The sequence below is a fragment of the Anaerolineae bacterium genome (assembly GCA_016931895.1).
In the GTDB taxonomy this organism is placed as follows: Bacteria; Chloroflexota; Anaerolineae; order 4572-78; family J111; genus JAFGNV01.
This window is the reverse complement of sequence record JAFGDY010000089.1, coordinates 1-11,213: the sequence shown is the minus strand read 5'-3', so window position 1 is coordinate 11,213 and position 11,213 is coordinate 1. Positions and strand designations below refer to the sequence as shown.

At 52.9% G+C, this 11,213-nt stretch carries 13 protein-coding genes; 1 reads left to right on the top strand and 12 read right to left on the bottom strand.

Annotated elements, in window-relative coordinates:
- From JW953_07050 to JW953_07030, 5 genes are all read right to left on the bottom strand, one after another.
- Positions 1-205, bottom strand: a 205-nt coding sequence (locus JW953_07050) for a hypothetical protein (protein MBN1992446.1), incomplete at its 3' end; no start/stop codon positions are given.
- Between the two features lie 33 nt (positions 206-238).
- Positions 239-1,345, bottom strand: coding sequence for an STAS domain-containing protein (locus JW953_07045; protein ID MBN1992445.1), 1,107 nt, complete (start codon positions 1,343-1,345; stop codon positions 239-241).
- 19 nt (positions 1,346-1,364) lie between these two features.
- On the bottom strand, positions 1,365-2,546 hold the full coding sequence (locus tag JW953_07040; GenBank protein MBN1992444.1) for a PAS domain S-box protein: 1,182 nt from the start codon (positions 2,544-2,546) through the stop codon (positions 1,365-1,367).
- 86 nt (positions 2,547-2,632) lie between these two features.
- Positions 2,633-3,121 carry a response regulator transcription factor gene (locus JW953_07035; GenBank protein MBN1992443.1) on the bottom strand — a complete coding sequence of 163 codons (489 nt, stop codon included), beginning with the start codon at positions 3,119-3,121 and terminating at the stop codon, positions 2,633-2,635.
- Between the two features lie 336 nt (positions 3,122-3,457).
- Positions 3,458-4,456, bottom strand: a complete 999-nt coding sequence (locus JW953_07030) for a PDGLE domain-containing protein (GenBank protein ID MBN1992442.1) — start codon at positions 4,454-4,456, stop codon at positions 3,458-3,460.
- A gap of 180 nt (positions 4,457-4,636) precedes the next feature.
- Between JW953_07030 and lspA the strand changes: the two genes are divergently transcribed.
- A complete protein-coding gene (gene lspA, locus JW953_07025) occupies positions 4,637-5,158 on the top strand; it encodes a signal peptidase II (protein MBN1992441.1) in 522 nt (173 codons plus the stop codon).
- Positions 5,159-5,165: 7 nt separating this feature from the next.
- On the opposite strand, the gene JW953_07020 is transcribed toward lspA, so the two are convergent.
- The 7 genes from JW953_07020 to JW953_06990 form a co-directional block, all read right to left on the bottom strand.
- On the bottom strand, positions 5,166-6,320 hold the full coding sequence (locus JW953_07020; GenBank protein MBN1992440.1) for a glycosyltransferase: 1,155 nt from the start codon (positions 6,318-6,320) through the stop codon (positions 5,166-5,168).
- The gene (locus JW953_07015) at positions 6,317-6,823 is read right to left on the bottom strand and encodes a DUF1360 domain-containing protein (GenBank protein ID MBN1992439.1); all 507 of its coding nucleotides are present in this window, start codon (positions 6,821-6,823) and stop codon (positions 6,317-6,319) included. Before JW953_07015 ends, JW953_07020 begins: the two co-directional genes overlap by 4 nt.
- Before the next feature lie 238 nt (positions 6,824-7,061).
- Entirely contained in the window at positions 7,062-8,216 is a 1,155-nt protein-coding gene (locus JW953_07010) for a hypothetical protein (GenBank protein ID MBN1992438.1), read from the bottom strand.
- A 160-nt stretch (positions 8,217-8,376) separates the two neighbouring features.
- Positions 8,377-8,541, bottom strand: a complete 165-nt coding sequence (locus JW953_07005; protein MBN1992437.1) for a hypothetical protein — start codon at positions 8,539-8,541, stop codon at positions 8,377-8,379.
- A gap of 35 nt (positions 8,542-8,576) precedes the next feature.
- A complete protein-coding gene (locus JW953_07000; GenBank protein ID MBN1992436.1) occupies positions 8,577-8,924 on the bottom strand; it encodes a cupin domain-containing protein in 348 nt (115 codons plus the stop codon).
- On the bottom strand, positions 8,921-9,844 hold the full coding sequence (locus tag JW953_06995; protein MBN1992435.1) for a nucleotidyltransferase: 924 nt from the start codon (positions 9,842-9,844) through the stop codon (positions 8,921-8,923). Before JW953_06995 ends, JW953_07000 begins: the two co-directional genes overlap by 4 nt.
- 128 nt (positions 9,845-9,972) lie before the next feature.
- Positions 9,973-10,890, bottom strand: a complete 918-nt coding sequence (locus JW953_06990) for a carbohydrate kinase family protein (GenBank protein MBN1992434.1) — start codon at positions 10,888-10,890, stop codon at positions 9,973-9,975.
- Positions 10,891-11,213 lie beyond the last annotated feature (323 nt).

Sequence of the window (11,213 nt, the reverse complement as noted above, 5' to 3'; positions counted from 1 at the left end):
TTTCGGCCATGCTCTGGATAAAGCGGCCAAAAAAACTGTCGCAGATATCTACCTGGGAAAAATCCAATAGCACCCACCGCGAACGATATTTGCGTACTTCTTGCGACACCTGGCGGCGCAGCCGCAGCACTTCTTCATCCATCAGGTCGCGGGGCACGGCAACCAGTAGCAAATTTTCTAATTTTTGGATGGTACTTGTTTCCATAGTTAATCTCCTGGTTGGCAATCACTTATCGTTTTATGTTTTACTCAACCTAACCCCCAAAGCGCCCAGGGCCGCTACCAATCCGGTTTGCAGGTTGCTCAAGGTTTCGATGCCGCTCCAATCAATGCCTAACTCTATAATCGCTTCAGCCACGGCGTCGGAGATGCCGGTAATAATGAGTCGCGCCCCCTTGAGTCGCGCCGCCTGAATAGTTCTATTCAAATGAGCGGCCACGCCGCTATCAATAACAGGCACGCCGGTGACATCCAAAATGACCACTTTGGCCCGATTGTGACTGATGCCCGCCAGTAATGAACGGGTGATGTCTCTGGCCCGCAGGCTGTCAATGCTGCCCACCAGGGGCAGCACTATAATGTGGTCCATAACCGGGATAATGGGGGTAGAGAGTTCTTTAAGGGCTTGACGCTGCGCTTCGATAATTTGCTGTTGCAAATGTTCGTTCTCTTCCTGGGCTTGTTGGCGTTGCAGCATTTCCGTTTCCAGGTATGTGTTGCTTGCCGCCAGTTGGGCGGTGCGTTGGACCAAGACCTGCTCATTATGACGGGTCCGGTTGAGGGCCTGGTTGAGCGTGGCAGCCCCCACGGCCAGTAATAAAATAACAATGCCAAAAACCACCGCCGACAGAAACCAATCGCCAAATGTAACCGGAGGGTAATCCATAAACGGGACCATAAGGCCGTTTAATTCGGCCATATATAGTCCCCCTGTGGTCAGCAAGCACCAGCCGCCCCAGCTCAGAGTAGCGCGCGCGCCCCACAACAGGCTGGCAATGGCCACAATAATAAAATAACTGTTGTGAGCGCCGTTCCGTATACCCCCATAAATCCAACTGTTGATAGTGATAACGAGCCATAGCATGATCATTAACAACATGCCAGAAAACTCTATATGACCGCGCCGGAGTAGATAAAGCAAAACAATAATGGTTCCAATAGGGGGAACAAGGAGAGAAAGATTGGTTAAGGCGTCTCGCGGGTCCAAAAACAACAAAATAGGGATAACAGAAACCATCACCCCCAGCAGGATAAGTTGCATGGTGTTGAGCAGTTTGGCTTTGCGGGTTTGGTCTTCGTTTTCAAAAACAGGCGGCGCAATGATTTGCTTGAACCAGATTGCCATCAGTCTTCCTCAATTGAGATCATGCTTTGTTTAATTGAACCCCTAATGTACCTAAGGCCACAATCAAGCCGGTCTGTAAATCGCTCAAGGTTTCAATATGGCCCCAATCAATGCCCAAATCCACAATGGCCTCGGCCACGGCGTCGGAGATGCCGGTGACAATAGTCCGCGCGCCCTTGAGCCGGGCCGCCTGGATAGTTTTGTTAAGGTGGTTGACCACGCCGGTGTCCATAATGGCTACGCCGGTCACATCCAGGATCACCACTTTGGCCCGGTGCTGTCCAATACCCGCCATCAGCGAACGGGTGATGTCGCGGGCGCGCAGGCTGTCAATGCTGCCCACCAGGGGCATCACAATCACGCGGTCCATAATGGGGATAACGGGGGTGGAGAGTTCGGCAATGGCCCGGCGTTGGGCCTCGATGATTTCTTCTTGCAGGCGCTCGCGCTCGGCTTCGGCTTGCTTTTGGGCGGTGATGTCGCGGGCTATGCCTACCAGGCCAATGGGATTGTCCTGGTCGTCTCGAATCAAGGCCGTGGTCATCATTGTGGGGAAAGCCGTGCCGTCTTTTCTGGCATGGCCCATTTCGCCGCGATGGAAACCATCCTGAAAAACCTTTTCATTAAAGGGAATCACGTCTTTTTGCATCTGTTCTTCGGTATGGAAGATACTGAGGTGCCGGCCCTCAATCTCCTCCAAATTGTAACCGTGTAACTCGGCCCAGGCGGTATTGGCAAACTGGATATTCCCGTCTGCGTCGGCAATGGCGATGCCATCGGGGTTCTGTTCCACGGCCAGGCCAAACCAACGCAATCTGGCTTCCTTTTCCTTTTGTGTGGAGATGTCGCGGGCAAAGGCGCAGTTGTATTCCTGGCCGTCAAATGCCAGGTAATTGACCGTAACCTCAATCGGAAAGATTCGGCCCTCTTTGGTGCGGTGTTTGGTTTCAATGGTCAATGAGCCGCGCTGTTTCAGCTCTTGCCAGTGGTCCGGCCAGGCTTCTTGGGGAAAGGCCGGGTCAAAATCAAAGACGGTCATTGATAATAATTCGTCGCGGCTGTAGCCCAGCGTTCGGCAGGTGGCCTCATTGACATACACCAGGTGCGCATCAGGCGCAATCCAGAAAATGGGATCGGTGGAACGGTCAATGGCAAACTGGGCCAGTTGGGGAATATCTATGGTTGATTTTTTGTTATTCATTGTTTTGCTCCTGGATGTTTGGGTTTTGTAGGTTTTACAACCTAAAGGTCTCTGAAACCATCAGTATCTTATTGAGAAATTAGAGCTTAAAAATTAGAGGTGGCCAGTTCATCAACATTCCCGTCCAGTTTCTCATTTCTTATTTCTAATGCCGGTTTATTGGGGTTAGGGTCTGAAGAGAATATATTCCGGGGCCAAGATAACACTCCTTCTATGGTGGCAAATAGTATTTCGGTTGAATATCCGGTTAGCAGTACACTATCGGCTCCGGCGGTTTTGGCCAGCCATTGCTGCTCACTATTATCGGCCAACACAATGCAGCGCGTTTGCGGCGATTCGATTTTGATTTGTTGGAGTACGTTTTGGATATCGTCGTCGGCCAACTTTGAATCCAGCAAAACCAGGGCCGGTTGTTCTTTAACAATCATTTCCAGGGAAGATGAACTATCGTCGGCCTGAAGAATAGCTCCGATACGGGGTACATTTCTTAACAAGGCCCGCAGCCCATCTCGCATGCGGCCCGGGCTGGCTACAATTAAAGCAGACACGTGATCTTCAATGTTTCCTTTGGCCATTTTTCCTGTACTTGGCTTCATCATAAAACATTATCAGCATATCACGTTTTTTTTGATGGCGCATCGCCCAATATATGAAGGTTGGCTGAGTAATAGGAGGTATGTTTAAGGCGGGGTTGTCTACTTAAAAAAACGTAGAGCCTACCCAATTTTGGGTAGGCTCCGTAAAAAAAAGATACGCCGATAGACGTAAAGTTGAATTGTTACTACTTTAGGAATAGATGTCCAGAAAAATTCCTTCCCAAAAAACAGGGTAGCAAGGTAGCAGATAAAAAGTTTGCTACTCTGCTACCTTGCTACCGTTTCAGCGGCAAAAACTTTTCTGGAGCATTATAATCAGCCGGATTCAGGAGCGGTTTTGGCCGGGCGTTGCAACAAACGCCCCACGCCCACGGCTATAGCGGCCACCAGCAGCACCCCAATTGCGCCGGCAATAATGGTAGACAGGCCGGTTTCGCCAAGAAAAGGAATGGTATAGTCGGGCAAAATTTGATAGGGGGCGTCTGCCCCAAGCCCAATGAAACCCAAATCCTCGGCCACCCGTTCCAATCCATCCGGGTCTGCCGAGGCCCAGGGCGCAAACAGAACCACAACCAGCGTCAGGGCCAAACCGGCTACCACCCAGCCCCGTCCGCCCCGAGACTCAACCGCTTCAGTTTCCAGCAGGTCGGGACGCACGCGCATAATAAAGCCCAGGGCGGCTGCCGTGATAAGCGCCTCACCAATGCCGATGAGCGCGTGGACGCCCAGCATCACGGGCATTACAATTTGCAGCGGCGACGTGCCGCTGAACCAAAGCTGAAGCGATGTAGCCAGGGCGGCCGTCATGACCGCTAACCAGGCCGCTATTCCGGCCACGCCCAGCCGCACGCCCCGGTTTTGCCCCAGCACGCTGCGATAGAGGCCGTAACCAATCAAAACGGTTAGCAGGCCCATGTTAAAAATGTTCGCGCCCATCACTAACAGCCCGCCATCCTGAAACAGCAATGCTTGCAAGGCAATCACGCTGGCCATCACCAGCATGCCGGCCCAGGGCCCCAGCACAATGCCGGCCAACGCCCCGCCCAGCATATGCCCCGACGTGCCCCCGGCAATGGGGAAATTAAGCATTTGCGCGGCAAAAATGAAGGCTGCCATAATGCCCATCAGGGGAATTTGACGCTCGCCCAGCGCGTTTTGGGTGCGCCGGGTAGCAACGGCCAGAAGGATAACGGTGAATATCCAAAAGACTATCGAGATGGTCAGGCTCAAAAAACCATCAGGAATGTGCATGGCCGGGATCACCTTCTCCGGTCCCGGTGGAATAATAGGGGCAAGCTGTAACAGATTTTCCATAAATTCTAATAAAACCTCCTTTTTGCGATATATTGTTTTTGCAAATATTTGCAATAGCATTGTATTGCACCTTAAAAATTTGTCAAATAATATTGGCGCAAAACAAACAAAAATTTGACAACTTGCTTGGAGCTAATATAACATACCCCCTTTATAATAAAGAGAGAGGTTAGCCTTATTGTGAAAATATTTCCCCGCTTACTGATTGTTTTTTTTATAACGCTGGTTCTGGATGGGTTGAGCAAAGCCTGGGCGCAGCAAACCTTTGCCCCCTATCAACCCAGGCCAATTATCGGGCAATTTTTTCGTTTTACCCTGGGCTACAATACCGGCGTGGCTTTTAGCATGTTTACCAACAGCGGGCTGTGGCCGCTGATTCTCACTGGGGTTATCATTTTGGTTTTGCTTATCTGGACCATAAATGTTTTACGCAGCGGTGAACTGCCGGAGCAGGCCGTGTGGCCGCTGGGATTAATTTTGGGCGGCGCTATTGCCAATTTCACCGACCGGCTCCTGGACGGCCGGGTGATTGATTTTATTGACGTGGGTTTGGGCGCATTACGCTGGCCGGCCTTCAATTTGGCCGATAGTTTTATTGTGGTGGGTCTTGGTTGGCTGCTATTGCTCAAAACGAAGATATTCTCCGGCAGCCGTCACCCGGGGGAATGGGGGTCAAGTTCTGGCTTAGAAAATATGGATTAGGCGTTTGTTAGGCCTGTTCCCTGCCTTCCCCAAACTCTTGCCATTTCTCGGCTACAAAATTTCCCAATTCCCGTTTGAATCGGGCTATGCCAAAACGTTCGGCGTTGGCGCGGGCAGCAGCAGGGTTAAAAGACATGGTTTCAAATTGTTTAATGGCGACCAGCAAAGCCTCAACCGACTGTTCTCGGAAAAAGAGACCTGTTTCACCCTGGATGACGGTATCCAATACGCCACCCTGCCCAAAGGCAATCACCGGCCGACCCGCGGCCTGGGCCTCCAGGGGGGTAATGCCAAAATCTTCATAACCGGGGAAGATAAAGGCCCGGCAGTGAGCCATTAAGTGGGCGGTTTGGGGCCAGGGCAAACGGCCTTTAAATTCAACCGTGGGGCCGGCCATCGCTTCCAGCGCAGCCCGGTCCCGGCCATCTCCTACAATAATAAGACGTTTGCCTGCGCGGCTGCAAGCCTGCACGGCCAGGTCAATCCGTTTATAGGGAATCAGGCGGGAGACAATGAAGTAGTAGTCGCCGGCCGGTTTGGGGCACGGGCGAAAACGGCTGGTGTCTACCGGCGGGTGGATAACCACCGAATCGCGGTGGTAGTATTTTTTGATGCGGCTTTGAATCTCGCGGGAGATGGCAATGAAGTGGTGCACTCCCCTCTGCTTTTCCAACCGGGGATAAGAGGCGGCAAGAGGGGGTTGAGCCGCCTCAAAATCCCACTTTTGCAAACGTGTGATGATTGGCTTCAGGGCCGGCCCCAGCCAGGAGCCAAAACCTTCGCGGGCAGCATAACTTCTGTAATCCCACACGTAGCGGGTAGGGGCCAGGCAGTAACAAATGTGCAACTGTTGGGCCGGATAACGCAGCCCGTGAATAAAACCGCTTTTGTTTGATAAGATAACGTCGTAACCACTAACGTCCATACTTTGGACGGCCAGGGGATAAAGCGGCAAGTAGGGCTGGTGATGCCGGTGAATGCCCGGCGCGCAGTTGAGCCAGGTGGAGCGAATATCCCAATCCCGGTAAGCCGGCGGCATCATGTTTGGCGCATAAATGGTGGTAAAAACCGGCGCGCCGGGATAGAGGGCCACCATTTGCTCCAACACATTCTCTGCGCCGCCCATCTGATTGAGCCAGTCGTGGGCCAGGGCAACTTTCATGCCTCAGTCCTATGGCCGGCCTGTTTGCGCGACGACTCGCCGCCCCAGCTCAGGGATTCGGTGAGAGCGTTAAGGATTTCGCCGGCGCCAATAGCGCCCATAATGGCGATGAAAATTCGGGTGGGGCCGGGCGCAATTTGCAGGGCGTAAACCAGGGCCGCCGCCGCCCAGGTGCCTGAACAAATGGGGCAGGAAACCAGTTCGCCCACGGCCCGTCGCCAGCCGGATTGTTTGGGCACTACTATTTCACTGGCCCCGTACGAATCCGGGACAGTTTCGGTAAAGGGCGCGCGGTAAGGTTGGGTCACCAGGTCGTAAGCAATCAGGCGCCCCATGCGCAGGGCAGAAAAGGCCAATAATACAAAGTCAAAAGGTTTCAGGTGCAAAGTTTTGCCTTTTCTGAGCAGGTTAAACACGGCAAAAATTGTCCAAAAGACGCCGGTGATGGCCATATAGGTTAAATGTTGTTCGGCAATAGCTTGTTTATTTTCAGCAGCAGGCATGCGTGGCTCCTTATTTAAAAAATCTGTATTCATTCAGGTCTTGTCATTCCTTCGGCTACGCTCAAGACAGGTCTGAGTGAGGAACGAGCGAAGAATCTCCATGAAATATATTAAAACCGGCGCAACGTTAGGCCACAGGAGATTCTTCGGCCTATGGCCTACTAATGACATGGCAAGGTGACGGCCAATCGAGGTAAAAGAAGGCAATGCCTTCTTCTACCCCCCGACAATCCCCGAATTATTGAGAACGTGCCCCATACTGCCGGCAAAATTGCCCAAAGAGGTCGTCAAGTTCAACCGGCGTAAGCGCTGAGTCAACCCAAATAGCCAGACCTTTGGGGTGGAGGGCTGCACCTAGCGCCAGAACTTCATTGGCGGGGCAAATAACCAACACAGATCGCCCTTGCTGTTGGATTTTGTGGAACATCTCTACCCACGCCAGGGCTGAAGACGTCCCGGCTCCCGGGGTAAATTGAATGGCCTGGAGGGTAGAGAGTTCAAGTAAGGCGTCAATATGGCGGGTAGCGCCGGGGCCATCGAGATGAAAAACGGCCCGGCCCATTGTGGCCGCCTGGCGAGCGATATCGGGCAAAAATAACTCCCGGAAATGTTGGGGACTAACCAGGGCGTTGAAATCACAGGCCGGAACCACGTAGGGTTGATTTGACCACAATTGCACCCAGTGAATAACACCGGCTTCTCGGCCTACGGTATTTTGATACAGCGCCGTAAAGGCCCGGTGCCAGGCGGGGTAAATAGACTCAAGGGCAGTTTGCACCCGGCCAGGTTGGTCAATCATATCCAATGACAGCGGCCCGGAGCCGCGCAAATTGAGCAGTACGTCTGCCGAGCCGCCCAAATCGGGCGTGCAGACCAGGTAACGGCCTTTTGCCCCATCTGCCACCCGTTGCAGCAGCGTTTGCAGCAGTTGCCAGTCGGCGTTGTCGTCGCTAATGGTCCAATCAGGCGCATTTGACCAGTCATCGTTAATAAAGGCGTGGGTCCAACTGGTATCGGCGCCTACCTCCCGCCGCGCCCCCAGTAAACTGCCTAAAAGCACCGCGCCAAAATCAATCCGAATGAATGGTAGGGCATCGCCCACGCGATGCAACTGGCGCAGGTCCGCAAGTTTGGCTTGCAGCCAAGCCTGGGGTTGGTCCAGCAATTCCAGGCGGCGAGTCAGGGGTCGCTCCGGGTTGGCGTTTGCTGAGGCGATAAAGATAGGCCGGTCGAGCATATCCTGGTTCCACCACGCCTCAAAACGTTGGGCAATAAGGGGAAAGTTTAGGCAAAATTCCAGCGGCGCAGCGGCAATTTGCCCCAACGTTTGCGCCCACCTTGATTGCTCCGGCAAGGGGATGATAGGGGGATGAATAAGGGCGTTAACCATCATCGTATCCCGTCCACCGGCCCAGATTACCGGCCAGGGCCTTGCGGATTTCTGTTACCCCCTTAAGGCCGGCCGGCGCATCAACCGAACGCCCGCGTTCTTTCATTGGCGTAGGGTTTGGGTTAAGTTTTTGGGGGCCAGGTAGTTAAATCGTTTCATCCGGCTACCTCTTATATTCGTGCGCCGTATTAATGGCCGTTTTGACGTTATCCCAATCAACATCCGCGGGCAGGGTGCAGTCGGCGGCCAGGATGAACTTATCCGGGGCGATGCCTTTTCTATCCAGCCCGTTGTCCAGTAAACTTAAAATCGCCTCTCTTTTGTTCATCCTCATCATCTCCTTTTTGGCAAAAAATCCTCTCTTTATTGCGTTACTTCAAAAACCAAGAGTTTCAAAACCTGGCCGGAGGTGTTTTCCAGGCCGTGGCTCCAGCCGGGTTTGTTCAAGATAACGTCGCCGGTTTTCACCGCCCTGGCTTCGCCGTTTACCGTCATCAGGCCCTGGCCCTCAAGAACAACGTAAGCCTCTTCATTGTGGCCATGCTGGTGGTAACCAATGGATGTATTTGGCTCCATTTCCAGATAGTAGATGAAGCGCAGTTTGGTGTCAAAATCTTCCGCCTCAAACAGGCGCACATTTTTTACCTGCCCCTGCCCGGCGTGCGAGGACTCCAGTTTATATTCTGTGTCCAAATAATTTCTGACAATCATGGCGCCCCCCACAAATTTTCTGGATAGACGCCTTGACCGATCAAATCTCTGATGGCTTGTTTGACCCTGGGTTTGTCTTCCTGGTAGGTTACGCCAAACCAGCGCTCGCCGGTGGGCAATACTTTGACTGTGGCCTTGTTTTCTTTGAGCAGCTCGCCGACGACGTCGGGCAGAAAATATTCCGCTTTTTGCAGGTTGTTCCGGTTGTTTTGCAAAAAGGGAGGAAAACGGGCGGCCAGTTCGGCCAGGAAAACCGGGGTGAAACCCCACATGTTCATTGAAACAAAACTTCCCTTTGGTATCTCAAACCAGTGTTCCCCGTCTTCAGTGTATTTGGCCGTTTCGCCAAACTTCTCTATCCGGGTGCGCTCACGGATTCCCATCAAAAATCCGTCCTGATTTACCGCGCAAACGCCGCGGGCCACGTGGCCGTGTTCGGTGAGGGTGTTTTCCACCACGTACCCCACCATACAATAATCATAAACGCCCTCACGGTCTTGGGCCTGTTTGAGATAGTCGGCCAGCGTTTGGAACGATGATTGGCCGTAAAAATCATCGGCGTTGATCACGGCAAAGGGGGTATTCACCACGTGGCGGCAACTGAGCACAGCGTGCCCGGTGCCCCAGGGTTTTTTGCGGTCCGGCGGAACGGCAAAGCCGGGCGGGAGGTCTTCGATTTTTTGAAAAACATAAGTGGTATCGCTGCGTTCTTCAATCGTCCGGCCTACTTTTTCTCGGAATACTTGCTCAATATCCGCCCTGATGATGAATACTATTTTACCAAAGCCGGCCTTGAGGGCGTCGTAAATAGAATAATCCAGAATGATTTCGCCGTGGGGGCCAATGGGGTCAACCTGTTTTAAGCCGCCATAGCGGCTGCCGATTCCGGCGGCCATAACAATGAGGGTAGGTGTAAGCATTTTTGTCTCCTTAGCAAATAACAAAAGAAAATGTAGTGAAAAGCAAGCAAATGATAGAATAAAACTTCTTCAATAAGCAGTGGTGTAATGATTTTAAAAGAGGTTGAGGAAATGTCAAGGTGAAATATCTACATCGCCGCCAAAGCCTCATCCAGGGTAGCCTGGGCAGTGGCGCCTCCGGTAGCGCGGGTGGACAAAGAGCCGCACACGCAGCCCAGGCGCAGGGCGCGGGAGAGTTCCCAACCGGCCAAATAACCATAGATAAACCCGGCGTCAAAAGAGTCTCCGGCCCCGGTGGTGTCAACCACGTCCACCGGCAGCGGGTCGGCCCGCACAATTTTATTGCCATGTTGGGCGATGGCTCCCTCTGGGCCAAGTTTGGTTGCGACCAACAGGTCACGCCGGGCCAACCTGCCCAGAGCAACTGCCAGGTTTGTCTCTCCGGTAACGCCCCGGAGTTCAATTTCGTTGGGCAAAAATACGTTGGTATGGGCCAGCACGTTGGCCAGGCCACTGTTCCACTGTTCCAAGGGGTCGTAATTGGTGTCAAGGGAGGTGGTCAGGCCGGACGACCGGGCTGTTTCAAACAGCGTCGGCACGTTGGGGATGAGGGAATCTAACAGAAAAAAACTACCCAGGTGCAGGTGCCGGGCGCGGGCCAAAAGCGTTTGGTCAATTTCCTCATAGCGCAGCGCGGCAATAGCGCCAAGATGGGTTAAAATGGCCCGGTCCTCGGGGCGGGAAAGGATGACGCTGAGGCCGGTTTTTAGGGTGGGGTCAATCACCACGCCAGATGTATCAATGCCGCGCTCTTGCAGAAAACGCAGGGCCACCTGGCCAAAATCATCGTCGCCCACTTTGCCAATGAAGGCCACCCGCAGCCCCAGCCGGGCCACGCCGCCGGCAAAAATGGCCGACGAACTGCCCAGGGTGAACGTGGCGTCGTCTACCAGCTTTTCGGCCTGGCCAAAGGCAGGGGTGACATCGCCGGTTATAATCAGGTCTAAATTTAACTCGCCCACGACAAGGATGTCAAAGTCTTTCATTCTGTCTCCTTATTCAACCAGGGCCGATTTTTCCTTTAACGGTAACTATTCCCCTCAGAGCAACATACCCTGAATAGTTACCCTTTTAACAAAGATCGATCCAGTGCGGCGTAGAAAATTAGTATCAGGAAAAAGGAACTAAGGAGGGCACCTCCCCAACCCCCTGGCCTACCGGCAGTTTCTTGGCAGGCGGAGCCGGAGAATCTCCACAGTGGTCCGCAAATTGTTAAAAAAAGCCACAGGCATACGCATAATCCGTCGCCACAGACTTGACTTTATCGTAAATCAAGGAAGTAGGGCTATTTTTAATGACGCCTTGCCGG